The sequence below is a fragment of the Paraglaciecola sp. IT1134 genome (assembly GCF_058068185.1).
In genome coordinates, this window is sequence record NZ_CM176486.1 from 2,929,601 (window position 1) to 2,955,700 (window position 26,100).

Annotated in this window: 27 protein-coding genes; 13 read left to right on the top strand and 14 right to left on the bottom strand. The window is 45.8% G+C overall.

Going from position 1 to position 26,100, the window contains the following annotated elements; all coding sequences use genetic code 11:
- The first annotated feature begins 29 nt into the window (after nucleotides 1-29).
- Nucleotides 30-1,178 carry a cupin domain-containing protein gene (locus tag AC3RV5_RS12720; protein WP_489728019.1) on the top strand — a complete coding sequence of 383 codons (1,149 nt, stop codon included), beginning with the start codon at nucleotides 30-32 and terminating at the stop codon, nucleotides 1,176-1,178.
- Nucleotides 1,179-1,220: 42 nt separating this feature from the next.
- Here the strand turns inward: AC3RV5_RS12720 and AC3RV5_RS12725 are convergent, their stop codons facing one another.
- The 6 genes from AC3RV5_RS12725 to AC3RV5_RS12750 form a co-directional block, all read right to left on the bottom strand.
- On the bottom strand, nucleotides 1,221-2,138 hold the full coding sequence (locus AC3RV5_RS12725) for a DMT family transporter (protein WP_489728020.1): 918 nt from the start codon (nucleotides 2,136-2,138) through the stop codon (nucleotides 1,221-1,223).
- Nucleotides 2,139-2,216: 78 nt separating this feature from the next.
- Nucleotides 2,217-3,059 carry a DUF6279 family lipoprotein gene (locus AC3RV5_RS12730; protein WP_489728021.1) on the bottom strand — a complete coding sequence of 281 codons (843 nt, stop codon included), beginning with the start codon at nucleotides 3,057-3,059 and terminating at the stop codon, nucleotides 2,217-2,219.
- Nucleotides 3,060-3,105: 46 nt separating this feature from the next.
- Complete coding sequence (locus tag AC3RV5_RS12735) at nucleotides 3,106-3,924, bottom strand: LytR/AlgR family response regulator transcription factor (protein WP_489728022.1); 819 nt, start codon at nucleotides 3,922-3,924, stop codon at nucleotides 3,106-3,108.
- Nucleotides 3,914-4,999, bottom strand: a complete 1,086-nt coding sequence (locus AC3RV5_RS12740) for a sensor histidine kinase (protein ID WP_489728023.1) — start codon at nucleotides 4,997-4,999, stop codon at nucleotides 3,914-3,916. The genes AC3RV5_RS12735 and AC3RV5_RS12740 overlap by 11 nt, the downstream gene beginning before the upstream one ends.
- 122 nt (nucleotides 5,000-5,121) lie before the next feature.
- A complete protein-coding gene (locus AC3RV5_RS12745; RefSeq protein ID WP_489728024.1) occupies nucleotides 5,122-5,583 on the bottom strand; it encodes an Mpo1 family 2-hydroxy fatty acid dioxygenase in 462 nt (153 codons plus the stop codon).
- Nucleotides 5,584-5,771: 188 nt separating this feature from the next.
- Nucleotides 5,772-6,770, bottom strand: coding sequence for an adenosine deaminase (locus tag AC3RV5_RS12750; RefSeq protein ID WP_489732154.1), 999 nt, complete (start codon nucleotides 6,768-6,770; stop codon nucleotides 5,772-5,774).
- A 300-nt stretch (nucleotides 6,771-7,070) separates the two neighbouring features.
- Between AC3RV5_RS12750 and AC3RV5_RS12755 the strand changes: the two genes are divergently transcribed.
- Nucleotides 7,071-8,393 carry an NCS2 family permease gene (locus AC3RV5_RS12755; protein ID WP_489728025.1) on the top strand — a complete coding sequence of 441 codons (1,323 nt, stop codon included), beginning with the start codon at nucleotides 7,071-7,073 and terminating at the stop codon, nucleotides 8,391-8,393.
- Nucleotides 8,394-8,478: 85 nt separating this feature from the next.
- On the opposite strand, the gene puuE is transcribed toward AC3RV5_RS12755, so the two are convergent.
- Nucleotides 8,479-9,384, bottom strand: a complete 906-nt coding sequence (puuE, locus tag AC3RV5_RS12760) for an allantoinase PuuE (protein WP_489728026.1) — start codon at nucleotides 9,382-9,384, stop codon at nucleotides 8,479-8,481.
- A gap of 11 nt (nucleotides 9,385-9,395) precedes the next feature.
- Nucleotides 9,396-10,040, bottom strand: coding sequence for a TetR/AcrR family transcriptional regulator (locus AC3RV5_RS12765; RefSeq protein WP_489732155.1), 645 nt, complete (start codon nucleotides 10,038-10,040; stop codon nucleotides 9,396-9,398).
- Nucleotides 10,041-10,352: 312 nt separating this feature from the next.
- Here AC3RV5_RS12765 and xdhA point away from each other — a divergent pair, with 312 nt between their 5' ends.
- The 7 genes from xdhA to AC3RV5_RS12800 are packed head-to-tail and all read left to right on the top strand — an operon-like array spanning nucleotide 10,353 to nucleotide 18,449.
- Nucleotides 10,353-11,792, top strand: coding sequence for a xanthine dehydrogenase small subunit (gene xdhA, locus AC3RV5_RS12770; RefSeq protein ID WP_489728027.1), 1,440 nt, complete (start codon nucleotides 10,353-10,355; stop codon nucleotides 11,790-11,792).
- A 38-nt stretch (nucleotides 11,793-11,830) separates the two neighbouring features.
- Entirely contained in the window at nucleotides 11,831-14,167 is a 2,337-nt protein-coding gene (gene xdhB / locus AC3RV5_RS12775; protein ID WP_489728028.1) for a xanthine dehydrogenase molybdopterin binding subunit, read from the top strand.
- Nucleotide 14,168: 1 nt separating this feature from the next.
- Complete coding sequence (gene xdhC, locus AC3RV5_RS12780) at nucleotides 14,169-15,065, top strand: xanthine dehydrogenase accessory protein XdhC (protein ID WP_489728029.1); 897 nt, start codon at nucleotides 14,169-14,171, stop codon at nucleotides 15,063-15,065.
- Nucleotides 15,062-15,568: a 2-oxo-4-hydroxy-4-carboxy-5-ureidoimidazoline decarboxylase gene (uraD, locus tag AC3RV5_RS12785; protein ID WP_489728030.1), complete on the top strand. Its 507-nt coding sequence runs from the start codon at nucleotides 15,062-15,064 to the stop codon at nucleotides 15,566-15,568. The genes xdhC and uraD overlap by 4 nt, the downstream gene beginning before the upstream one ends.
- 4 nt (nucleotides 15,569-15,572) lie before the next feature.
- Nucleotides 15,573-15,896 carry a hydroxyisourate hydrolase gene (uraH, locus tag AC3RV5_RS12790; RefSeq protein WP_489728031.1) on the top strand — a complete coding sequence of 108 codons (324 nt, stop codon included), beginning with the start codon at nucleotides 15,573-15,575 and terminating at the stop codon, nucleotides 15,894-15,896.
- Nucleotides 15,897-15,912: 16 nt separating this feature from the next.
- Nucleotides 15,913-17,217 carry a guanine deaminase gene (guaD, locus tag AC3RV5_RS12795; RefSeq protein WP_489728032.1) on the top strand — a complete coding sequence of 435 codons (1,305 nt, stop codon included), beginning with the start codon at nucleotides 15,913-15,915 and terminating at the stop codon, nucleotides 17,215-17,217.
- A gap of 11 nt (nucleotides 17,218-17,228) precedes the next feature.
- Nucleotides 17,229-18,449, top strand: a complete 1,221-nt coding sequence (locus tag AC3RV5_RS12800) for a urate hydroxylase PuuD (protein ID WP_489728033.1) — start codon at nucleotides 17,229-17,231, stop codon at nucleotides 18,447-18,449.
- A 95-nt stretch (nucleotides 18,450-18,544) separates the two neighbouring features.
- On the opposite strand, the gene AC3RV5_RS12805 is transcribed toward AC3RV5_RS12800, so the two are convergent.
- Together AC3RV5_RS12805 and AC3RV5_RS12810 are read right to left on the bottom strand one after the other, a co-directional pair.
- Complete coding sequence (locus tag AC3RV5_RS12805; RefSeq protein ID WP_489728034.1) at nucleotides 18,545-19,126, bottom strand: beta-class carbonic anhydrase; 582 nt, start codon at nucleotides 19,124-19,126, stop codon at nucleotides 18,545-18,547.
- Between the two features lie 314 nt (nucleotides 19,127-19,440).
- Complete coding sequence (locus tag AC3RV5_RS12810) at nucleotides 19,441-20,367, bottom strand: LysR family transcriptional regulator ArgP (protein WP_489728035.1); 927 nt, start codon at nucleotides 20,365-20,367, stop codon at nucleotides 19,441-19,443.
- 42 nt (nucleotides 20,368-20,409) lie between these two features.
- Between AC3RV5_RS12810 and AC3RV5_RS12815 the strand changes: the two genes are divergently transcribed.
- The gene (locus AC3RV5_RS12815; protein ID WP_489728036.1) at nucleotides 20,410-21,012 is read left to right on the top strand and encodes a LysE/ArgO family amino acid transporter; all 603 of its coding nucleotides are present in this window, start codon (nucleotides 20,410-20,412) and stop codon (nucleotides 21,010-21,012) included.
- Between the two features lie 51 nt (nucleotides 21,013-21,063).
- Here AC3RV5_RS12815 and AC3RV5_RS12820 read toward each other — a convergent pair whose 3' ends face one another.
- From AC3RV5_RS12820 to AC3RV5_RS12830, 3 genes are all read right to left on the bottom strand, one after another.
- Complete coding sequence (locus AC3RV5_RS12820; RefSeq protein ID WP_489728037.1) at nucleotides 21,064-21,444, bottom strand: VOC family protein; 381 nt, start codon at nucleotides 21,442-21,444, stop codon at nucleotides 21,064-21,066.
- Between the two features lie 291 nt (nucleotides 21,445-21,735).
- Entirely contained in the window at nucleotides 21,736-22,266 is a 531-nt protein-coding gene (gene sodC, locus AC3RV5_RS12825) for a superoxide dismutase [Cu-Zn] SodC (protein WP_489728038.1), read from the bottom strand.
- A 429-nt stretch (nucleotides 22,267-22,695) separates the two neighbouring features.
- A complete protein-coding gene (locus tag AC3RV5_RS12830; RefSeq protein ID WP_489728039.1) occupies nucleotides 22,696-22,899 on the bottom strand; it encodes a hypothetical protein in 204 nt (67 codons plus the stop codon).
- 488 nt (nucleotides 22,900-23,387) lie between these two features.
- Between AC3RV5_RS12830 and AC3RV5_RS12835 the strand changes: the two genes are divergently transcribed.
- On the top strand, nucleotides 23,388-23,771 hold the full coding sequence (locus AC3RV5_RS12835; RefSeq protein WP_489728040.1) for a nuclear transport factor 2 family protein: 384 nt from the start codon (nucleotides 23,388-23,390) through the stop codon (nucleotides 23,769-23,771).
- Nucleotides 23,772-24,261: 490 nt separating this feature from the next.
- Here the strand turns inward: AC3RV5_RS12835 and AC3RV5_RS12840 are convergent, their stop codons facing one another.
- Entirely contained in the window at nucleotides 24,262-24,438 is a 177-nt protein-coding gene (locus tag AC3RV5_RS12840; protein WP_489728041.1) for a hypothetical protein, read from the bottom strand.
- A gap of 220 nt (nucleotides 24,439-24,658) precedes the next feature.
- On the opposite strand from AC3RV5_RS12840, the gene AC3RV5_RS12845 reads away from it, so the two are divergent.
- Nucleotides 24,659-25,450, top strand: coding sequence for a DODA-type extradiol aromatic ring-opening family dioxygenase (locus AC3RV5_RS12845; RefSeq protein WP_489732156.1), 792 nt, complete (start codon nucleotides 24,659-24,661; stop codon nucleotides 25,448-25,450).
- A 31-nt stretch (nucleotides 25,451-25,481) separates the two neighbouring features.
- Nucleotides 25,482-26,084 carry a class I SAM-dependent DNA methyltransferase gene (locus tag AC3RV5_RS12850; RefSeq protein ID WP_489728042.1) on the top strand — a complete coding sequence of 201 codons (603 nt, stop codon included), beginning with the start codon at nucleotides 25,482-25,484 and terminating at the stop codon, nucleotides 26,082-26,084.
- Nucleotides 26,085-26,100: the final 16 nt, after the last annotated feature.

Below are 26,100 nucleotides of genomic sequence, written 5' to 3' on the forward strand. Positions count from 1 at the left end.
TTCCCCAGTAACAAATTTTAGGACCTTACATGTATAGATTAAGTAACTTTAACCCCGCCGATTTTCTAGCCCACTACTGGCAACAAAAACCCGCCATATTCAGACAGATATTTTCCGATTTTAAGGATCCCCTTGATGAACACGAATTGGCTGGCCTGGCTCAGGACCCTAATGTGGACTCACGTATCGTGGCCTTGGAAAAACACAAATGGTTAGTTAGCCACGGTCCATTTGCCGAGTTTACCGCCCATTGTCAGGGTGCCTGGAGCTTACTGGTACAAGCGGTAGATCAGCATATTCCCACAGCAGATAATTTGATCCGTGCCTTCAATTTCATTCCCTATTGGCGTATGGATGACCTGATGGTGAGCTTTTCCACTCAAGGAGCGGGAGTCGGACCCCATCTGGACCAATACGATGTTTTTATTATCCAAGGTAAGGGCTCAAGGCGGTGGCAAGTAGGTGCCAAAGGCGAATATACTGAACATTTCCCTCATGCTGATCTACGCCAAATAAGTGACTTCACGCCGATAATAGACGAGATATTGCAGCCCGGTGATATGATTTATATTCCTCCTGGGTACCCCCACAATGGTCGGGCTCTGGAGGAATGCTTAAATTATTCAGTGGGGTTTCGCGCCCCATCACAACAGGAGTTGCTGACATCATTTGCTGACTACGCTATTGATAACGGCTTGTTTAAACAACGCCATCAGGACAAAGCGCTAACAGTGCGTCCATCACCCAGCCAAATAAATCTTGACGAAGTAATCTCCTTTAAAAATTCACTCAAAGAGACCATCGACTCACCGTACTTTGACTCCTGGATCACCGAATATTTTAGTCACACCCAATTAAATCAGGGCTTTGACGAGGTGCATAACCCAGATTATCAACTCCCGGAAATAATCGAGTTATTCAAACAACAGACAGTGTTTGAACGTCAGGTTGGCATAAGACCGGTTTACCTGGAGTTAACACCAGACGACGCCACGTTGGAGGTATTTATTGAAGGACAATCTTTTGCCGTTTGCTTAAAATATGCTGAGCAGGCTAAAAAATTGCTGCAAGCGCCGCAATGGCAATTTAACCCAGATGAACAGCGAGATGACCTGCCCTTTTGGGGAGATTTGTTACTTAAGCTGGTAAATATTGGGGCCTGGTTACCGGAAGAATAACCTAAAATTTGACATGTTCTCATGAGCCTGCAAATGGGAGAGCTATTTAGCTGAGCGACCCAGGGACGTCAACATCGAACCGGTTACAACTATCAGTGCCCCCAGGTAAGCCCATACATTCAACTCACTAAAGGTAAAGTGAGTGGGCAAACACCACACAGCGACCCACATGCTGATAAAGGTAAACACCGGGGCCAGCGCAATAACCGCACTAACCTTAGCCGCCGGCCATACACCAAGTGCTTCGGTAAAGGCTCCGTAACCGATAATAGTATTGATACAACAAAAAATAAGGGCCCCAAATTGTAATTTGCTCATATGCATGAGCTGCGACAACTCAACAAAAGGAAAAAGTAAAACTACCCCTAGCAGATAAATCATCATAGTCAGTTGTCTGGCGGTTAATACTCGTAACAGAGGTTTCTGCATCAATGCATATGCTGCCCAAGTAGTGGCGGCAAACAAAACGTAAATGATGCCGATATTGAAATGATTGAGTGATCCAAACAAGGTATCTAACCTGTCATTAAAAAATAACAATAAGCCAAAAAACAGCAAACAGGCGCCAAATTTTTCAATAGGTTTTAAACGTTCACCAAAAAAAGCGATCCCCCCGATCATTAGTAAAAACGGGGCTAACTGCATAACCACTTGAGTTGTTTCGGGATTCAGATATTCCAGACCTTTTACGTTAGCGACGTAATTGCACAACAACAACACCGTGGCAACAAATAACAAAACGCCTCTATTCGAGGCAAAGCTGCGCATCACAGGCAGGGCCCGCTTTTTGGCTAGAAAGGTAAAAACAAACAAACCGGCAACGGCGAAACGATACCAGGTGATAGTAGGGGCATCCATTGTTTCAAGACACAATTTAATAAATACCGGTAACACGCCCCACATAAAAGCAGTGAGTAGTGATAATCCGAAACCATACCAGTGTCTGGCTGTATCTTGCACCTAGGTAGGTCCCTACAACTATGATTAATCCATGTAGGTTTATAGATCCTATAAACCTACTTTTTGTTTAGCAGATGGTCAGTCTTCTATCAGGTCATTGATATCATCAATAATACCTTGCAGCTCTTTGATGGCTTTAGTTCTTTGTTTTTTACTTAAGCTTTGGGATAACGCTGCGAGCAATTCACTGTAGACTTGGCTATTGAATGCCGACTTTTGGCGAAAGGCGGTATCTTGATAGTTTTCGGGCTGGAGCATCACCTCGAGCAATTTTGGTTGGAAATCCACTTCATGTCTATGCTCTAACATCAGTATTCTGGTATCACGTTGAATATCGCGGCGATAACTTATCCAGTCCTCAAAACTTAATTCAAAGCGCTGGGCATATTCTTCGACCAACTGGTTCTGCTTAGGAGTCAATCTACCTATAAATTCCTTGGCCTGCTGCTGAATGTCTTCAATTTGCATGGCCAATCGCTGTTGCGCAGTTTGTCCTTCCCGATCTTCGATCCGGTCGCGATTTTTCTCCTCTAAGGCGTCAAACAGTGAGTCTATTTGCTCGTCACTTAATTGGGGCGCGAGGGACACCAGTCCGGGGCTCACTTCGTCTCGTAAGCTAACCCAATGTTGTTTGGCGCCTTCCATGTGTGCCGACCACTGTCCGGGCGTGACAACACCTTCGCTGATCTGCTGCTTGAGGGTCTGCAATTGCGCCGCATATTGCTGCAACTGTTCGCTGCGATGCCAGACCAACCATTGTTGCACTTTAGGTTCGAGTGAGGATTTCTGTTGCCTGTCCAGGTCAATATAATCGTCAATATACCAGTACATTAACCAGTCGATATTGTTGTAGGCAAACTTCGAGCTACAGCCACTGAGTGTTAAACACATCATGCATAAAACCAGCAAATATTTTTTCATGTCTTCCTTAAATGAATTTTGGTCTTTGGGGTTACAGGAAATACGACTATAGCTTGATCATAGTTTTGACATTATCACGATGACTACGGCTGACTTTCAACTCACTGCCGTTGGCCAGAATGAGGTGATATTCGCCGCTGACATGGCTCACCAACTTCTGCACAAATTTGATATTGACGATAGCCGAGCGATGGATGCGCACAAAAAGACGGGGATCCAGCTGCTCTTCCAGTTCCTTCATGGTACGACGCATTATATGGGTCTGTTCACTAGTGTGCACACACATATAATCGCCGGCCGCATCTATCCACTGGATCTGGTTAATATCCACCCGGGTGACTTCCATGCCATCCTTGATCGCCAAAACGTCTGGATACTGGTTGGTATTAATTGGCTCTCCCGAGGCAAGTTTACGCAGTATGTCTTCGCAATCATCACCTGTAAAGTCAGCCACTAATTTAGCCAAGGTCTCTTTATGTCCGGTTTCAGTGTGCAAGGATACGTGTTCGAAAACCTTGTCCAGAGCCGATTTCAAGCGTTTTTCATCCACGGGCTTCAATACATAATCCAGCGCATGGGCATCGAATGCCTTGATAGCATAGGTATCATAAGCGGTGACAAATATAACCATGGGCACGAGTTGATTAAGATCTCGCAGTTTACTGATGACCTGAAAGCCATTTAAACCTGGCATTTGAATATCCAGAAAAATTAAATCTGGGCGCAGTTGGGGTATCAGGGTGACGGCTTCCAACCCGTTTTTACATTCGGCCACTATGTTTATTTGTGCATACTGAGCCAAGCGCATGGCCAGTCCCTTGCGAGCAAGAGGTTCATCATCGATGATCATGGTGTTAATTTTCATTAACTGTTTCATCCGTCTCAAATGGAATGCGTATTGACACCTTTATACCCGAAGGTTGATTGCCAGATACACTAAAAGAAAAATCGTCTTTATACAGGGAGCGCAGGCGTTCCTGAATATTCTCTAACCCTACCCCATTTGTGCGATAGAGTTGGCCTTTGACTATCTGTGCCCCGGGTCCGTTGTCCGCCACTTCTAACATCAAGTCTCGGCCGAATGCCTTAGCTGAAATGGCAATCGCGCCCCCTTCCTCGAGTTTAGATATGGCATGTTTGATGGAGTTTTCGATTAGTGGCTGCAAAATCAAGCTTGGCACCAAAGCCTGTGAGGCGTTTTGTTGTATGTCCCAAATAACGGTCAGGCGGTCCTCAAAACGTACTTTTTCGATTTCCAGATACAGTTCCAGGGCTTCTATTTCCTGACGCAAAGCAACTTTTTTAATTGGATCTTTATCCAATGAATAACGCAAAAAATCGCTTAAGCGACTGACCATAGCATCGGCTGTGTCATTTTCTTTCATCAGAATAAGGGTCGATATAGCGTTGAGGGTATTAAACAAAAAATGAGGGTTGAGTTGATACCTTAACATCTTGATATGTGCCTGGTGGGCCATGGCGGAGGCGCGCAATACGTTCTGCTTTTCCTTGAGCAACATTTGGTAATTTTTTATACCAAAATATAAACCTGTCCAACAACCTATCATAATTAACGAATTGACCGTATTGGTAAAATACATGTACCACTGTTCAGGCCGGTAGCCTTTTTTATAAATCTCCCAATAGTTCACGTTTTTCACCAGGGCCCAGGCCAGCGCTACCACATAGACGCTGGCAAGCACCACCAGCAACATATTCATGGGTTTAAGTTTCATCGCTCGGGCATAGATGTAACGCAGTGGAATGGTTAACAACCAACCTGCATAGGCATTTAATATGATCACAAACAGCCAGATACTGCGCATATCATGCAGTAAAGAACCGATATAATAAATCACCGCAAAGCCCGCCCAACCTAAGGTATGCAAGGTCCAAAAAAGGCGTTCACGAGTTTCGAACAGGGCTTGCCACTTGAGCACAGAAAATACCAATATAATTCAACTAAATAAGGATTATACGAGAAAGCAACACAGGGATCTCATCTTTGGTCTTGTCCCTAAGTTGATTTATCGCAATTCCCCGAGGGAATAAGCTTTTGCCTCTAATAGGAAATATTCATTCGCTTCAGCCAGTGTACCCACCACCAAGCAGGCCCCACCAGTAGAAACTGTAAATCTTTAAAAAATGATGGGCTTTTACCTTCTATTTTGTGACCAACGAATTGTAAAATCCACATCACAATAAATACCCCTACACAAAATTGCCATACGGGTACAGATGAGGCTTCTATCAGCTTGATCCCGGCAAGTGCGATAATACTTAACAAGGTCATCGCTGCGCCAATGGGCCCAGACAATTTGAAATAATAAAAAAGGATGGGAATAACCGCCACATGGGCCCAATTTATTCCAAAATGTTCCAACAACTCAGGCGTGGGCAGTGCCCATAATAAACCCAGAGTGACAAAATAAATTGCCGGTACGGCTATGACATGGATCATGATATTCATTTTATTGGTATGGCTGTGACCATACTCAGTGAGCAGAAATTCTATTTGGCGCATACAGGCCCTTTTGCATTAACAAATAATTAACAATGAAAGTAGCATACCTAAATCCAACACCGGCGTCTATTAGATCAATTAACAGATAAATTTCAATAAGTTAATAGTCTTATGCAACTCTAGTACTGACACAACTGTATTTTGACTGTTGCATTGTGCCGGCTCCCTATTAGCTGACCAGTAACAGATCAGTGCTCCATTACGCGTTTTTTCCAATATGCCTTTTTATCTTCACTTAGAAAGCTGGCGGTGAAGCTGTTGGCTACCAGTTTTTTGAGTTGGCTATGAGTCACGGGTAAATGATCCACTAATGCCTGATAGTTGTCATTTAAATAGCCGCCAAAGTAACTGGGATCATCAGCGTTAACCGTCACCAGCATTCCCATGTCGAGTAGCTGTAAAATATTGTGTTGTCTCATATGTGCAAATACACATAATTTAATATTAGACAGTGGGCAGACCGTCAACGGCATCTGGCGACTGGCCAGCTCACTCATTAACGCCGCATCTTCAATACTGCGTACACCATGATCTATGCGCTGCACATCTAAAACGTTTAGTGCTTGCCAAATATATTCTGGTGGGCCCTCTTCGCCAGCATGAGCGACCCGTAACAACCCCAGCTCCTTGCCTTTGGCAAAAACACGGGTGAATTTTTCAGGAGGATTACCCAGCTCTGCACTATCCAGTCCGACAGCTGTGATCATATGCAGATAAGGCTGTGCAGCGTCTAAGGTATGCAATGCACTTTGTTCACTTAAATGCCGTAAGAAAGACATGATCAATAAACTCGATTGGCCCCACTCTTGTCTGGCCTGTTCGATGGCCCGAGCAAAACCCGGCATGAAGATCTCAAACCCTATACCACGTTCGGTGTGAGTTTGGGGATCAAACATCATCTCGACGTGCACCACTTTTTCTTCTCGACACTTGCACAAGTAGGCCCACATTAACCGGTAGAAGTCCTCCTCATCACGCAACACCGAAGCCCCAATATAGTAGAGGTCTAAAAAACTTTGCAAATTGTTAAAATTATAGGCCGCGCGAACTTCGTCTATATTGGTGTAGGGCAAGGTCACTGCGTGTTTATGGGCCAATTGCATCATAAGTTCGGGCTCGAGTGTGCCTTCAATATGTAAATGTAATTCGGCTTTGGGCAAACATTTTATCAACTCGGTTATGCCCATTTCGAAACTATCCATCATGTGCTCCTAATTATTCTCTGATTGCACCACTATTCTGCAATTCTGCATCTCAAACGTGCGGTTTAACTTGGCCCTTGTGCGAAATTAGTCGCATTAGTATTATAAAATACTGGCTTGTGCACTGTGCAACTGAAGTGTGCTTGAGGTATAACAGCCCATGACTATTGTTTAGCATAAATCACTCCAAAGCTAGACTAAATGGTCAGCATATTGCTAATCAATGCTGGATATCCACTTTCGCCTTCGGCTCACTCGCCCATTAATAAGAATTGAGGCCCCCATATGCTTAGTGCAGTTTTTGAAAAGTTTTTCCATCTAAACCACAATGGCACCGACATCAAAACCGAATGTATTGCAGGCCTGACTACCTTTGCGGCTATGTCTTATGTGCTGGTCGTCAACCCAGGTATCCTGTCCGCTGGCGGTATGCCCATAGAAGGTTTGATCACCGTAACCGCATTAGCGGCCTGTCTGGGCACCCTGTTAATGGCGTTTATGACAAATTATCCCATTGCTCTGGCTCCCGGCATGGGTTTGAATGCATTTTTTGCGTTCACTATTTGTCTTACCCGTGATATTCAATGGCAAGCCGCACTAGGCATTGTATTTTGGAATGGCATTCTTTTTCTTTTACTTTCATTAACCGGGGTGCGCAGCAAAATTGCTGAAGCGATTCCTGAAGCGCTTAAAATTGGCGTGCAATGCGGGATCGGGCTTTTTATCGCTTTTATCGGGTTAAAAAATGCCGGATTGGTCGTTGCCCATCCCGCAACCTTTGTGACTATAGGCGATCTTTCGCAACCGGCCGCTATGCTGGCCTTGGCTGGCATACTGCTGACGATAATTTTGGTCATTAAGCAGGTCACCGGGGCGATTTTGGTTTCGGTATTAACGTTAACCCTGATAGGTGCCTTTATTCCGGTAGCAGACGGATACTTAACCGCACATACTGACTCGATAATTGGTTTACCAGACAGTATCAGCTCAACTTTTTTTGCCATGGATATTCTCTACCCTATAGAGCATATTGCCCAGACTTGGGATTTAATATTTGCCCTGTTGTTTGTCAATATGTTTGACACCATAGGCACCCTCATAGGTGTGTCGCGCCGGGCGAATCTGCTCACGCCACAAGGTAAATTACCCAAAATTGGCTCAGCCATGACAGCAGATGCTACCGCCAGCGTTGTTGGCGCCGCTTTAGGCACCTCCCCGGTTACCTGTTATGTCGAATCCGCAGCCGGGGTGGCGGCCGGTGGTCGTACCGGCCTCACCTCCCTGGTCGTTGCTTGCTGTTTTTTACTGGCACTGTTTTTCACACCGCTGATGAAAGTGATCCCGCTGATGGCGACTACGCCAGCCCTTATAATGGTCGGCATTTTAATGATGGATTCATTCCGCCAGCTGGATTTTGACGATTTAACCTCCTTGGCCACCGCTTCGGTCGCCTTGCCTCTGACATTCAGCATTAGCGAGGGAATTGCTCTGGGGGTTATTACTTATGTGGGGATCATGTTAGGAACAGGAAAATACCGACAGGTATCAGTTATCACTTATGTAATGGCGGCTATCTTCGTGCTTAGGTATGCGCTGGATTTGAAATAAACATGCAGCGACCAGTATAAAAAGCCCGAAGTATCTTCTACCACGGGCGGGGTATGAATACCTCAAGAATGAGATATCAAGGGTCTTATTTACTGGGAAAATGCTGCTGCCAGTGCCTGGCAATTTTCTCTCTGGTGCATAACCAGACATTGTCATGGCCTTGCACGTATTCGATAAAACGCTGCAATGCAGCCATTCTGGCCGGGCGGCCAACTATCCTGCAATGCAAACCGATGGACAACATTTTAGGTGCATACTCCCCTTCTGCGTACAATACATCGAAGGCGTCTTTTAAATATTGGAAAAATTGTTCTCCGCTATTAAAGCCGCCTGGACTGACGAAGCGCATATCATTGGTATCCAATGCATAAGGCACCACCAGCAAGGGTTTATCGTAGTTGGTATCATAATAAGGCAAATCATCCGCATAAGAATCCGCGCAATACAATAAATCCTCCCGCTCGGCGATGAGTTTTAAGGTATTGGAACTAGTGCGTCCGGTATACCAACCAGCAGGTTTAGAACCCGTAATCGCCTGGTGCAATTGTATCGAAGCATCGATCATCTTACGTTCTTGGACTTCTGGCATATCCTGATAGTGGAGCCAGCGCATGCCGTGACTGGCTATTTCCCAGCCGGCATCTTTCATTGCCGCCACAGCTTCTGGATTTCGCTGCAGTGCCATGGTCACGCCAAAAACGGTGATCGGCAGATGATAACGGGTAAACAGTCGATGCAAACGCCAAAATCCAGCACGACTACCATATTCATACATAGATTCCATGCTTAGGTGGCGGTCTGGGTATGCTTGAGCGCCAATAATTTCAGATAAAAACACTTCGGATTGTGGGTCACCGTGAAGCACACAACTTTCTGCGCCTTCTTCGTAATTCAATACAAATTGCACGGCAATCTTTGCCTTATCTGGCCAATTAGGGTGCGGCGGATTCTCGCCATAACCAATCAAATCTCGGGGGTACGCGTGGATCATGTCCGCTCTCTTTATCGATATTCCGGGGGTACTGTCAAACCACAACCATTTAATACTAATTTAATTAAACTTTTGGTGGCGTCTGTGAACTGGCTTTGATCCATCGGCTGGCCTTTTAGTTCAGTTATCTGTGCAGAAAAATCCGCATAATGCTGACAGCTGGCCCAGATGTTAAATAAGGTGTAATAAGGATCTACTGGTTGCAGCTTGCCCAGCTGGATCCATTGTTCGATTACGTGCACTCGCCCTTTCATCCAACTTAAGTGCTGATCTTTAAAAAAACTGCTTAAATTTGGTGCACCATTGATGATCTCCAGTGCAAAAATTTTCGACGCATCCGGACGACAGCGAGATATTTCCATCTTATCGGCAATGTAATTGGCTAACACTTCCCCGGGATCATCTTGAGCACAGGCACTGTCAAAACTACTATTCCACAGACTTAATATTTCTTGCAGCAAGTCAAGGTACAAACCATCCTTAGATTTAAAATAATACAACACATTGGTTTTGGGCAGTCCGGCCTGATCCGCAATTTTTTGTATACGTGTTCCTTTAAAGCCATGAATTGCAAACTCTTTTTCGGCGGCTGCGAGAATTTTCGCGCGGTTTACTGCGCCAATGCTGTCTTCTTTTTTTGATAAAGGTTCGCTCATCAACCAGTCCATTTCCTTGATTGTATTGTCCACTAAAACTCCCCCCGTCAGGGCTTAACACAAATTTAACATCGGTTAAGTCAACTTGCTAGTTTGACCGATGCGTCATGTTTACTAAAAGTAACGGCTTGCACTTTTTCAGCGCTCTTTGCTTAATTAATGCTGGTTTGGGCATTGTTATATAGCAGTCATAGTACCAAAATTTTCTTTTATCCGACAAATAAGCTGACCAGTTGGTCTGGTTTTTATGGTAAATCCAGCTATGATAGTGATAATTTGTTTACGAATGCCATCAAATTACTGGAGGATCCCATGATCAGCTTTTTGCTTAACGACAAAGCTGTGCAAATTTCTGATGTTAGTGCAGATACCACCTTGCTCAATTACCTGCGGGACAATAGAAGACTCACGGGGAGCAAAGAAGGCTGTGCATCTGGGGATTGTGGTGCCTGTAGCGTAGTATTGGCCGAACCTTGTGACCAGGGCAAAACTTTGCGGTACAGAGTCCTAAATAGTTGCGTGACGTTTTTGTCTGCCCTACAAGGCAAACAACTGCTAACGGTAGAACATCTGGCTGAGGGGGAAATACTGCATCCCGTGCAGGCAGCAATGGTGGACAAACATGGCTCCCAGTGTGGCTTTTGCACACCAGGTTTTGTTATGTCTATGTTCGCGCTGTATCAGCAAAATAGTCACCCATCGCGAGAAGACGTGAACGTTGCCTTGGGCGGCAATTTATGCCGCTGTACCGGCTATCGCCCCATAATCGATGCGGCATTGGTTTCATGTAGTGGTGTGGCCGATGATCAATTTGTGCGTAGACAAACACAGACCCTAACCCAACTCCGCCAACTTAACGATGCAAAACCCGGCCTGCATGGATTGCATATGCCGCAAAACCGTGTCGAGTTGGCGCAGGTCAGGCAAGCTTATCCCAATGCCAAGTTATTTGCCGGTAGCACTGATTTGGCATTGGAAGTTACCCAACAGCTAACAAACATGCATAACCTGATTTGTTTAACCCAGGTTTGTGAATTGCAGGAAATCATTGAACTGCCCGGATCCCTTAAAATTGGGGCGGCGGTATCCTTTGGCAAGTGTGAGCATTTATTACTCAAACACTTCCCTGGGCTTCAGGAACTGCTCGAGCGTTTTGCTGCCACACCTATACGTAATCAGGCAACCTTAGGGGGTAACGTAGCCAACGCCTCGCCCATTGGTGACATGCCGCCGGTATTATTAGCGCTCAATGCGCAAATCCAATTGGATAACGGCCAGGTACGCAGAAAAATCCCTGCCCAGCAATTTTTTACCGGTTACCGCCAAACCGTGCTCGCCCCTGATGAATGGGTAGAGGCCATCATCATTCCCTATGCAGACAAACACAACCAGCTAAGGGCATACAAGGTATCAAAACGTCACGAAGACGACATTTCGGCGGTCTGCGCCGTCTTTAATCTGCGCCTGGACGACGGCAAAGTGAAATACCTTCATTGCGGCTTTGGCGGTGTAGCCGCAATACCAATGTCAGTACCAGACCTTTCCACCGCCTTAACAAGTCTTGACTGGGCCAGTAGCGAGACATTTGAACGAGGCAAAGACATTATAAGTCAGGCTTTTAGACCAATAGATGACGTGAGAGCTACGGCCCACTATCGGCAGTCCGTATTAGTCAATTTGTGGACACGCTTCTGGTTGCAAACTAATCAGCAATCACAACTGATCCAAACCCGGGTGCACGTTTATGAATAAACAGCGGTTAGGGTTTTACTCACACAGGATTCACTACCATGCGTAAACTTATCACCCAACCTTGGGCACCAGGGATCCAGGGTAATGTGGGTAAGGCCCATCCACATGAAAGTGCGATCAGGCACGTTAGTGGCCAAGCCCGATATGTGGACGACATGCCCCACCCCGCCAATCTACTGCATGCTGCCGTCGGTATGAGCACCAGTGCGGCGGGTAAGATCACTAAACTGGACTTAACCCAGGTGTGGGCTGCCCCAGGTGTAATAGACGTCATTACGGTGGCAGACGTGCCTGGACATATCGATATTGCCCCGGTTTTTGACGGAGATCCGATTTTTGCCAAAGACCAAGTCTTATTTCATGGTCAGGCGCTTTTCGCTGTCTTGGCCGATAGTGTCAAACATGCTCGCCAAGCAGCGCGAAAGGCGTTACTTGAAATTACCCCCAACCCGGCCTGTTTGAGCATTACAGAAGCCAAACAGCAACAGAACTTTGTGCGGCCTCCTCATTTTATGCAACAAGGGGATTTTGAGCAGGCCTATGGCGCTAGCCCTTTGCAACTAACTGGTCAATTACGGATCGGCGGTCAGGAACATTTCTACCTCGAAGGTCAGGTGTCTATGGCTATCCACGACGAAGAAGATCGCGTACTGGTCTACACCTCAAGCCAGCACCCCAGTGAAGTGCAAAAACTGGTGGCGGAGGTACTGGATATCAAACTTCACAAAGTAGTGGTGGATATGCGCAGAATGGGCGGCGGTTTCGGCGGTAAAGAAACCCAGGCCGCTCAATGGGCTTGTATCGCGGCCTTGCTGGCCAAGCGCAATCGCTGTGCGGTCAAATTACGTTTGCCACGTATGCAAGACATGATAATCACGGGCAAACGCCACCCATTTGAAAACAGCTACCAGGTAGGCTTTGATGCTAACGGATTAATTTGCGCCACAAATATCGAAATCAATGGTAACTGTGGTTATTCAGCAGATTTGTCAGATGCCATAGTGGACCGGGCAATGTTTCACGCCGATAACGGTTATTACCTGGGCGATGTCAAGATTGCGGGCCATCGCTGGCGCACCAATCAGGTATCTCACACCGCCTATCGGGGTTTTGGTGGCCCCCAGGGCATGATAGTGGCTGAAGCTATGCTGGATGCCATTGCCCGCAAGGTGGGTAAAGATCCCCTCACAGTACGTAAACTGAACTTGTACGGCGAACATGAGCGTAATATCACGCCCTATGGCATGACAGTAGAGCATAACGTTTTAGCCGACCTAATTGGCCGCCTAGAGGATTCGTCAGATTACTGGGGGCGCAGGCAATCCATTGGCGAATTCAATCAGACCAGCCCAATCATTAAAAAAGGCTTGGCTCTTACGCCGGTGAAATTTGGTATTTCGTTTACTGCCAAACACCTAAACCAGGCCGGTGCCCTGCTGCACATTTATACAGATGGCAGCATGCAAATCAATCATGGCGGTACTGAGATGGGCCAGGGCCTGCATACCAAAATTGGTCAGATAGTGGCCCATGAGTTTGGTATTGTGTTGTCCGATGTAGAGGTCACGGCGACCCGCACCGACAAGGTTCCCAATACCTCACCAACCGCAGCCTCAAGTGGCACGGATTTAAACGGTAAGGCGGCACAAAATGCCTGTATTATCGTCAAACAGCGTCTGGCTGAATTTTACGCCGAGCAGTTTGATGATGAAGCATTGACTGCCGAAAAGGTCGTGTTTGTCCAGCAACAGGTGCGCTTAGGTGAGCACAGCATCGCCTTTGTGGATTTGGTGCAACAAGCCTATATTGCCCGAATATCCCTGTCTTCAACGGGATTTTATAAAACCCCAAAAATTCACTATAACCGGGAAACCGGACAAGGACGGCCGTTTTTCTATTTCGCTTACGGTGCCGCTGTCAGTGAAGTCACCCTAGACACCTTAACTGGAGAATACAAAGTGGAACGGGTCGATATACTGCATGATGTGGGTCAAAGCCTTAACCCAGCGGTGGATTTGGGCCAAATTGAAGGTGGCTTCATCCAGGGCATGGGTTGGTTAACCACAGAAGAATTGCAATGGGATAAGGACGGAAAATTACTCAGTAACAACCCAGCCACTTATAAAATTCCGGCCATAGGTGATACCCCCGGGATATTCAATGTTGATCTCTACTCTAGAGCGAACGACGAAGATAGCATTTATCATTCAAAAGCGGTGGGAGAACCCCCCTTAATGCTGGCCAATTCTGTGTGGTGCGCAATAAAAGATGCCATTTCCAGTCTCACCGATTATCAACACGACCCTGACTTACCGGCACCGGCGACACCCGAAGCGGTGCTTAATTGCATCGAATCACTGGGCGAGCTTAACTGATATGAATAGCAACAAATGGTTTGATGCCTTACATCAATGTCAGGAACAAGGCAAAGCCTACGTTTTGGTTACTGTGCTGGCATCTGCAGGCTCTACGCCCCGCGGCAATGGCACAAAAATGGTCATTACCGGGGAGGAGACCTTTGACACCATAGGCGGCGGTCACCTTGAATTCGCTGCCACAGAAAAAGCCCGTGAGCTATTAGCGGGCAATGAACATACCCAGCATATTGAGCATTACCCCCTTTCAAGCAAACTTGGGCAATGCTGTGGCGGTGCCGTTAATGTGTTGTTTGAAGCGATGGTGGAGCAATGTCAAACGGTGCAGATATACGGCGCGGGTCATGTTGCCCGTGCCCTTATCCCGCTATTAGCTCAGTTACCGTTGCAAATTCAGTGGATTGACCAAAGATCGGAATTGTTTCCTAAAAACGACAGCAAATTTGCCCTTACTAATCTAAACATGCTGGTCAGCGACGAACCTAGCGAACACATTGCCTTAGCACCGAGCAATAGCTGGCTGGTGATCATGACCCATAACCACCAATTAGATTACGAACTTGTAGAAGCGGCGCTTAAGCGCCCTGACCTGCCTTACATTGGCATGATAGGCTCTGACACCAAAGCTAAGCGCTTTAATAAGCGTATTTCGGCTCGTATGCCTGACATTAAGGCCCCAGAGCGTTTAGTTAGCCCTATAGGCGTACTCGAGATCCCAGGCAAACGTCCAATTGAGGTTGCAGTCTCCATTGCAGCTCAACTAATTCAGCGCCTTAACAGCCAAGACATGCAAGAAAAGGAAAAATATCAAGTAGCTCCCAATAGTACGGCAATCACTAAACGCGAAAAACAAGCACAGGCTTGGCGTGCAACCAAAGAGCTTAAAAATCTGTTATGACCTTAACCGAACTCAACTTATTAATCCCAAACAAGGCTGAAATATTTTTTAGCCAGACATGTGCTGCCAAACGTTGGGTGACATTAATGCAACAGCAGCGCCCCTATTCGAGCGTTGATCGGGTGCTTGAATGCGCCCAACAACATTGGCAAAACATGCAACAACAGGACTTTTTACAAGCCTTTGATGCTCACCCTATGATTGGCGACATAAATAGCTTGCGCGAAAAGTATGCCAACACCAAAATTATGGCAGGCAATGAGCAGGACGGCGCGCGACAAGCAGATGAATCAACCTTGCTGGCACTGCAAGAGCTTAATGTAGCGTACCGGGAGAAACATGGCTTTATATTTATCATCTGCGCCAGTGGTTTGAGCGTGCAAACCATGCTGGATGCAATCCGCTGTCGCATCCACAATCATCGCGAGCAGGAGCTTGGCATTGCCGCAGCCGAACAAATCAAGATCACCCTATTGCGTCTCACCAAAGGAATTGAAAATTAACACTATGAACAGTTTATCCAGCCATGTATTAGATACCACATTAGGTAAACCCGCAGTCGGCATGAAGTTGCAACTAACCGCCCCAAACGGCAAAACCGTGCACGGACAAACTGACCGCGACGGACGCTGCAGCAACTGGCAGGAGATGCCATTAGAGGCGGGAGTGTATCGTCTGCGGTTTAATACAGGAGACTATTTACAAACAACCCATGGCAGCGCATTTTACCCCCAGGTTGATATCCATTTCACCGTCGCCCAAGAAGGTGGCCATTACCATATCCCCTTGCTAATTTCGCCTTTTGGTTTTAGCAGTTATCGCGGTAGCTAACGAGTATTCTATCTATATGACAATTCAGACTTACCGCTCGGCTATTTTGCATTTCCCCGAGGCTAGCGACTGCCCCAGAGACGACTACGTCTACCTGGAAGACGGCCTTCTGGTTACGCGTAACCAAAAAATAATAGCTCTAGGCGAAGCTAAAAACCTATTAAATCAATACCCTGGAGCTATTCATCACGATTACTCAGGTCAATTGATAGTTCCAGGCTTCATTGACAGCCATCTGCACTTCCCCCAGACAGAAATGATCGCCAGCTTCGGTGAGCAACTGCTTGACTGGTTAGAAAATTACACCTTTCCGGTAGAGCGAAAGTTTGCCGATCCAGAATACGCCGACAAAATAGCCGAGATTTTTTTACGCCAGTTATACAAACATGGCACCACCACCGGCATGGTCTATTCCTCAGTACATAAACAAGCCACTGATGCCCTATTTAGCGCCGCACAACAAGACAACATGTTACTGATAGCCGGCAAAGTTTGCATGGACAGAAATTGCCCACCCTGGCTGCAAGACACTGCTGCCAGTGCCCAGAAAGACAGCGCTGAATTGATCGAGCGCTGGCATGGCAAAAATCGTTTGTTTTATGCTATTACGCCGCGGTTTGCCCCAACTAGCAGCGTAGAACAATTACATGCCCTAGGTGAGCTGGCCCAACAATATCCGGAAGTGTATATTCAGAGTCATCTGTCAGAAAACCTCAATGAAATTGAATGGGTAAAATCGTTATATCCCCAGCACAGCGGTTATCTGGACGTCTACGATCAGTTTAATTTACTGCGTCCCAAAGCGGTATATGGCCATTGTATTCATATGTTAGAGCCGGAATGGCAGCGTTTTGCTGAATCCGGGGCCACTATCGCCTTTTGCCCCACATCAAACCTGTTTTTAGGCAGCGGACTGTTTGATCTCAAGGAGGCTGAACAACACCACATTCCGGTGGCGTTGGCCACAGATGTGGGCGGGGGCACTAGCTTTAGCATGCTCAAAACCTTGGGAGAAGCCTACAAGATAGGTCAGTTGCAAGGCAATCAACTCAATCCTATGCATGGTTTGTATCTGATGACCCAAGGTGCGGCTTTGGGGTTGGGACTGGCAGATAAAATTGGCAATCTAAACCCCCAAAGCGATGCGGATTTTGTAATATTAAACCCGGACTTTGATGAGCTGAGTACCTTACGTTTTGAAACCCATCGCCAACCTCAAGACATTATTTTTGCCTTGAGTATGTTGGCGGACGACCGGGCAATAAGTGCCACGTATATAGCCGGTAAACCCGTCTACCAGGCAACCCAACAACAACAATAAAGGAATAAGCCATGCCATGGTTTGAATGGTCATCGTTATTTATCCGCTGGTTTCATGTGATAGCAGGGGTTGCCTGGATCGGCGCCTCTTTTTATTTTATCTGGCTGGATAATAATCTGCGCCCCCCGCCGGATTGGAAAAAACAACAAGGCATAAAAGGTGACTTGTGGTCGGTTCATGGCGGTGGCTTTTACGAGATTGGAAAATATGAATACGGCCCACAACAAATGCCGGAAAAGCTGCACTGGTTTAAATGGGAAGCTTACAGCACATGGTTAAGTGGTGCCTTGCTACTGGGCCTGATTTATTATTACGGTGCGGCAATTTACCTTATCGATCCGGCTGTGATGGCATTTACCCCAGGAGAAGCCATCACTCGCGGTATTGGACTGATTTTTGGCGGATTATTCATATACGAAGCCGCTTGTCGCAGCCCGCTTGGGCGTTATCCTGCCCTATTTGGCATCTTTTTGTTGTTAATGTTAACAGTGGCCAGCTTTTTAGCCACCCATTGGTTTAGTGGCCGGGGCGCATTTATGCATATTGGCGCCTTAGTAGGCACTATTATGGCTGGCAATGTATATTTTAAGATCATGCCAGCCCAACGCCTGATGGTCGCTGCAGTGGCGAATAAACAATCCGTAGACCCCGCTTGGGGTCAGGCGGCCAAGTTACGTTCGGTACACAATAACTACCTCACCCTGCCCCTGTTGTTCATAATGATCAGCAATCATTATCCTATGACGTTCCAGCATCCACAGAGCTGGTTAGTATTGGTGGCAATTGGAGTGGTATCGGCCTGGATCAGGCATTATTTTAATCTTAAACATCTGGGCATTTCCCGCCCGTCAATTTTAATCACCGGCGCCATCGGCATGTTACTGATCACCGCCTGGGTATCCATGCCCCCACGTCAGGGCAGCGAACAGGATCAAATAAAAAACACCGGTACATTCACCAGTAAGAGTCTCACCAGCGAGCAGCAACAGGTCTTTAACGTTATCCAGAAGCACTGCAGTAATTGTCACTCCGCCAAACCCTCCGATGAGTTATTTGTGGTAGCCCCTATGGGGCTAATGCTGGACAACTGGCGACAGATTGCGCTGCGGGCACCACAAATCTACCAGCGTGCCGCGGTCACTAAAGACATGCCGCTAATGAATAAAACCGGTATGAGTGAAGCAGAGCGGAAAATTATCGCTAACTGGTTTATACAACGAGGCGCATATTAAACCCAAGTCAGTATGTGCCTAGCTCTTTTATGTATCAATAGGACAGCTTAGACGTTTCGTTTCTGGCGGAGCGACTTGGTAGCGGTCAAGTAGTGTTACCTAGCTTTACCTGCTTGGGACGCTTCGGTAATTTCGACCAATTTACCGTTTTTGCAATCGTAGATATAACCGTATAGTGGAATATCTGCGGGTACCATGGCATTGTTTTTAATGCGTCTGACATCTTCCACCACACTTTTGGCATTGTCGCTGAAGGTTAGCCAATTAATGTACTTGCCCTCAGTGGTCCCCCCGCCCGCATTACTGTCATGCCAACCAGAGGCGTCAGCGCTGGCGGTTTTTAGGCTAGCGGTTAATAAATCGCCCATAACTTCATCGCTGAACGTTAACATACCGCAATCGGTGTGGTGGATCACAAACCACTCTTTAGTGCCCAGCAGTTTATAAGAAATCACCAGGGAGCGTATCGCATCATCACTGGCCCTGCCGCCTGCATTGCGAATAACATGTGCATCCCCTTCGGCAAGCCCGGCAAATTTGGCCGGATCGAGACGCGCATCCATGCAGGTCAAAATGGCAAAGCGTCGAGCTGGAGGCATAGGCAAATCCCCTTTATCACCGAAGTTCGCTGCGTATTTTTCATTAGCAGACGTTAATTCATTTACAAGATCACTCATTGTCACTCTCCATTGATTGGCCGCAACTTATCGACGTTAATGGTTTTCAAAGCCGCAATATTGAAAACCTCACGGGGACCCATCGTTTAAAACGAGATCATGTTTATCTTTGGGTTACTAGACTGATTCTAGGCGGCTTTTATTATTCTTGCTATTTACGCTTGAGAGGGTTAAAAAATCTACGGGATTATTAAGCAGTCAATACATAAGAGAGGTCTGATTGTTTTGTGTCTGTTTGTGGCCGCATCCAGGTTAGCAAAAACCGAACAACTTACCTGAAATGTTGATGGCTTATTCCTGGACCCATCACGAGCTTAGATTTGTTGTACCAGGCACTCAGTGGCAACAGCGCAAACTATTTTTCGTAAATTTGTCATTATCGGGCTTTCTGTTCGCCAGTAGTGCCAATAGAGTGGCACATCCATATAATAATCAGGCAGTAAAGGCATCAATCGTCCACTATCGATATGCGGTTTGATTTGTAATTCTGGCAGCAGTCCGTAACCCACCCCCGCCAATGCACATTGCACAAATCCTTCAGACGAAGGGCATAAATGAATATACGAGGGGTCGCAGTCTGCTATATTTTGCATAAATTGATGTTGCAGTAAATCATCACGGCTGAATATCAAACAAGGTATGTCTGCCAGCTGTTTATTACTCAGTTTCTTTATATGGTAACGCCGGATAAATTCTGGACTGGCAAAGGGGCGATAGCGCATCGCCCCCAAATACACTACTCGGCCGCCATTAACCGGCTCAGGATCGGAGCATAAACAGGCCATCACCTCTCCCTGACGCATACGCCTCAGCGCCACAGTCTGGTCTTCTACTAAAAAATCATAAGAAACGTTTTGCAATGATTCACTCACCAACGCAGCGGGCAACCAGGTCGCCAGCGAGTCCGCGTTAAGCGCAATTCGAATGCTTAGCCGCTGCGTTTCATTCACCAGTTTTAACCCCGCCTCCATTTGTTGTACCTGCTGCCAATGATTGTGCAGCTTTTGTCCTAACCTGGTGGCTCTGGGGGGAGTGCTGCGAATTAATACAGGTTGACCAAGTTGCGCTTCCAATAGTTTGATACGCTGGCTTATGGCCGACTGGGTAATAAAAAGGTTTTGTGCACCTCGCTCAAAACCTCCCTGCTGTATCACTGCGCCTAAGGCAGCTAATAAACGATAATCAAGCATAAGCAATGTTAATGTATCAGTAGTAATATTGATTTCACTAATACTAATCATCTCTCTTAAACTTACCAACACATTATTATTTAGGAAAACACAATGTTGTCGTTGATCACTGGATTTATCGTGGGTTTGGGCCTTATCGTGGCAATAGGCGCGCAAAATGCCTGGGTGTTAGGTCAAAGTATGCGGGGGCAAAACCGCCTTATTATAGCGTTAGTGTGTATCGCTTGTGATGTGGCGTTGATCACTTTGGGGGTATATGGATTACAGGAATTTCAACTTGTACTACCGCAATTCGTGCCTTTGTTAACTTGGCTAGGAGTCGGCTTTCTCCTTTACTTAACCTGGCAGTCGGCAAATCGGGCCTGGCAGGGAAAATCCAGTTTGCATCTGGCAGCAGAAGTGATTATTCGATCTCCCTGGAAGACCGTTGTTGCTACCTTGGCTATTACCTTACTTAACCCTCACGTTTATTTGGACACTGTGGTGCTGATTGGCAGTGTGGGTAACCAGCAAACCCAACCCCTGTTATTTACTTTAGGGGCGAGTTTAGCTTCAGGCTTTTGGTTTATTTCACTTACCGCCGGTGCCCCAAAACTGGCCAGTGTGATGAAATCTGAACGGCACTGGCAATGGTTTGACTACGCTATGGCTACGTTGTTACTCGGTGTCAGTGCGTCTCTGGTTTACAATCTCTAGAATGTTGAAGGCATGTACCTTAAACTAGAGTGGTAAAAGGTACTTCCCAGGTTATTCATTTCGGTACAAGGTACATACCTTGTTACCTGATGGATCACGCAAATAGGCTAAGTAGAGTCGGCCACTTGCGACCTCGCGAATACCAGGAGGGGCTTCACAGGCAGTACCACCATTGGCCAGCCCGGCTGCATGCCAAGCATCCGCTTGCGCTGGGCTTTCGGCTTTAAAACCTATGGTACTGCCATTGCCATGACAAGCCGACTCGCCGTCAATGGGTTTAGTTAGAGCAAAAACCCCTTTTTTATCGAAATAAAAACAGCGCCCCTTATCATCTATTACTCCGGGCTTATAACCCAAAGCCCCTAATGTGGCATCGTAAAACACCTTCGAATGCTCAACATCGTTGGCACCAACCATAATATGACTAAACATAACTACTCTCCTGCTTTACAAGTTTAAAAGAACAAACAACAGCGGATACCATTGCAATTCCGGCTACGGGAATGAAAAACAATGACCGATACAAGCTAACATCAAATCCTGATCAAGGTTGTGCCTTTCTCATTTAGTCACTTAAGCGCAATAAATTATCAGTACTTCTGGTGGGAAACCAGTGATTATCCAAGGGATATTAAAGGGGTAACTGAATAGGGCGCACCCGCCCTATCCGTGTTTTATGGTAAGTTGATTATTAGAGGATCACATGGCACGTACTGAGGCCATTTATTTAGCGATAATACCACAGGCAACACGATCACCACCGCCACCCAGGGATTTAGGTGAGTCTGAATAATTGTCACCGTCAGCATGGATCATGATCGCCCGGCCTTTAATATCATCTAGCTCCAAGTCCGGGATCATTACCGGATGGGTGGCTGTGCCATCCTGATCGACAAAAAGTGCGGGCAAGTCGCCTTCATGGCCTTTTTCTGACCAGGGAAAACTATGTTTGCCGGTTTTTTGGGGATCAAAATGCCCCCCTGCGGCTCCACCTAAAACCTTTTCCCCATTTTTTGTGGCAACCGAACAATCTGGATTTTGATGAATATGAAAACCGTGCAGCCCCGGCGTCAAGCCCTTCAGGCTAGGGGTAAACACCACTCCATCGTCATCATATTCGCTTAACAAGATGGTGCCCATACTTTGACCATCTTTAAGGGCGTTAATATTAACCGTGCTTTCACTGGCCAAAGATGCGCAGCTAAATGCAATGGCGATAGAGCCGACAAGGGCTGGTAATAAAGATTTGATCATATTGTGCTCCTAGGTGTAAGTTGATAAAAATACTCTTCCACCTAACTGAGAAGCACAAAACACACCAAGCCAACAATTGGGGCGCAGGGCTATACGAAACAAAGCACGTCGGGTCTTGTATGCCAGTGCCGACTCAACGAAAGAGCAACTTTTTCCGATCATAGATGCAAATTTTACATCATCTTTTATATGTATTGTTTTGGCCTAAAATGATCTACCGAACGGTTTATATCTAGTTGATGCGGGAGCTCTGGATTTTGCGAGAAGCGCTTATTTTATCGAAAAATAAAATAATACAAAAAATAGGACCCGGCGAGAGTCAGGTTTTGCTCATAACAAAACCCAAGATCCGCAAAATGTTCCTGAAGCTAAAATACCGAGGGGGAGTAAATCCCATAACTAATGTAAGTTTGCGCCCTGCTTAAGTGGCTAGGCTGATTTTAGGCGAACTAAATCACTGCCGGTTAAATAAGTACTAAATTCACTGATGAGTTTATTAACATAGTGCTGGGGTACTTTATCGCAAAACTTCAAATTTTTTATCGAAATCAAGCTGCAACCCAAACGCTGGGCGAAACAACTGGCTGGGATCCCACGATGGGAAATAAAAGTTAAAAAACGTTTACCGGTCATCCTGACTACTCCTACAACTTAACGCAGTAAAACCACTGCGTATTGCAGATTTTACACCTACAGGGGCAAAACTAACAAGGTTGTATGCAACATATTTTTTACAACAGAAACAAATACCTAACAATGCAAGGTGTTGCATTAAATATTACGTTGACGACACCTTAAGATAAGTTCGTCACCAGCTAGTTTTATTGGGTGATCGGCGCTAAAGGAAAGTTATAAAATATTAAGGTATCCGCCAAAAATCAGCCCCAAAGCCGGGTGATAAAGAAAGTTAATCAGTCGCCTCAACGCGATGAATTCGGGTAAACCCTCAGGCATCTTTTGCACAACGTAGATAAAACCTATATAAAAGATAGATATGGGCGCGGTGTAAAAATATGCTCTGGATAAAATTGGATATTTTGGGCGGTATAAATACACCATTTTGTTGTTAACTAAATTGTCGATGTATGTCGGCCAACTCTCCACGTTAAGGGTATACAAATATGCAACATGCTCTTGAAGCAAACAAACAGAACGCAATTGAATTTTATCGTACAGCCTACCTAGGCGATCCGGCCAAAGCTGTTGAGCTGTACGTAGGAGCGGAGTATATACAGCACAATCCGTTAGTCGCTGACGGAAAGGCGGCTTTCATTGAGTACTTCAATGAGATGGCGAAAGACTACCCTGAAAAAACTATCGAATTCGTGCGAGCAGTAGCGGAAGGTGATTTGGTCGCGCTTCATACGCATCAGACATGGCCCGGGAGCGAGGAGTATGTGACTATGGATTTCTTTCGCTTCGACGAGAACAAAAAGATCGTGGAGCACTGGGACTCGATACAGGAAGTGCCAAATGAAACGAAGAACGGCAACCCAATGTATTGAAAAAACACCTAATAAACAAGAATAGGTCGCGTGCTTTTTCCGCGACTTAATCCTGTTGTTGGACAAGCCCGGATTGGAGAGCCCGGATTGGAGAGCCCCGTTTGAGAGGCAGACATTTGGATTTCCTGCTTATATAGTAGATATATTGATATGGGTTTAATGACGCGTAAGGCTTTGTTATATCTAACTTTTCAAAAGCCGCGTTAGGCGGTGATCGCCATGTTCAATGCCTTAGCAATCTGTATTGAAGCACATTTTTAAGTCTTGTATATCTTGCCACCCCCTTGGTTGTTTTTGTACACGTTGGCGTGAGCGCATTCCGTGCCCGTCGAAAGTCATTGGGCAACACTTTTTGCAGCGGTTGCCCCCAGCCGGTTTAACAATGGGATCCAATCCCAGGGTTTATTCAGCACAAGGAGGTAAAGTACTGAATGGCATTGCGGGTAATTTAAACTGCACTCCATGATCTGGCTTCCACCAGAGACAATAATTAGCCCTTAAGCTGGGCAGCCGTTAATGCATCTGGGCAGGTATCAAAAAGCATCGAGACTTGTCGCAGACAGCAGCTATACATGTCAACGGTTTGGGGACTTTTACCTTGCAACGTCAATTCAGTTAGATATGCTTGGTAGACTTGATTAAAGCGGGCTTTATCGTTGATATTCATCTTAACACTCCTTAATTCACCGCCAACATTTAAGGCTTTAAGAAGTACCGACGACCATTTTCTTTGCCGCTTAGCGGCTTCGTTTAACAGGGCAATCGTGCGGGAAAAACCTGCACGTTGCTTCGGTTTCCCCACATTGCAGCGCTAGCATCTTTACAGTAAGGAGAACTCGGTGAAAAATAAACCTTGTGTATTATTCCTGTCCCATGGTGGAGGCCCAATGCCCCTTCTAGGAGATGAAGGGCATCAAGAAATGGTTAAATGTTTGCAAAAAATCGCAACTAATATAAATAAACCATCAGCTATTATAGTAGTAAGCGCACATTGGGAAGAAAGCATACCCACTATCACTTCGAGCTCGACGCCTTCACTTATCTACGATTATTCAGGATTTCCGGAAGAGTCTTACAATATTCAATATCCCTGCCCAGGAGAGCCCATTCTGGCTGCTCAAATACACAATACTCTTGAAGAATTCGGTATCAGATCCAAACTTGAAGATCAGCGAGGTTTTGATCATGGCCTATTTGTGCCACTTAAAATAATGTATCCAGATGCCGATATTCCGTGTGTTCAGTTGTCTCTGGTTAACAATCTTAATCCTGCTGAACACTTAAAAATAGGCCAGGCTCTGCAAGGTTTGGTTTATGAAAATTTGCTTGTTGTTGGTTCAGGCTTTTCCTTCCATAATATGAAGGCATTTTTTGCGTCGAACACCAATGAATCGAGAGCAATGAATGAATCTTTCGAAAGCTGGTTATTGGAGACCTGTTCCAATATGAATATTAGCGAAGTGGAAAGAGCGCAGAGGCTTGTCGAATGGGCGAAGGCTCCGTCGGCCCGCTTTTGCCACCCTAGAGAAGAGCATTTGTTACCTTTGCACGTCTGCTATGGTCTTGCTCAATCCGGTTGTTCCGAGTGTTTTGAGTTACAGATAATAAATAAGAAATCGAGTATGTATCTCTGGTCAACAGAATGCGTACACAAAACATTACATGGGACAAGCCGGTGAACGCGGCGTTATACAAAACTAGAGAATCCTGATGAGTAGTGATTTTTTCGAGCATAAAGCAGATATTTACGATAGAGATGACAATAGAGTTTCAAATGTAGAAAATATCGCTAATGCTATAATTGGAAGTGTTAGTCTCAATCCAAGAATGCACTTAATGGATTTCGGCTCAGGTACAGGACTATTGCTTGAGCGTATTGCACCATTCGTACGAAAAATTACCGCTATTGATATTTCAAAATCGATGAATGATCAGCTCGATAAAAAAAGACGCAGTATTAATTGTGAAATTGATATCCTGGAAATTGACTTAGAATATTCTGTTGTCACTGATAAATTTGACGGGATAATATCTTCCATGACAATGCATCATGTGAAAGATATTCGGGCGATGTTCGCAAAGTTCTATTCTTTACTAGATGAGGGCGGAATAATCGCTATATCTGATCTCGATAAAGAAGATGGAAGTTTTCATACAGAAGATACAGGAGTCTACCATTTTGGATTTGAGCGAGATGCAATTGCAAACGCTGCAAATCAAGTTGGTTTTCGAGAAGTTGTAATTGTAAATGCAAGTGTAGTGCAAAAGCCACATGGAGCGTTTCCGGTATTCTTACTAACGGCAAAGAGATAAAAATGTATATCAAACA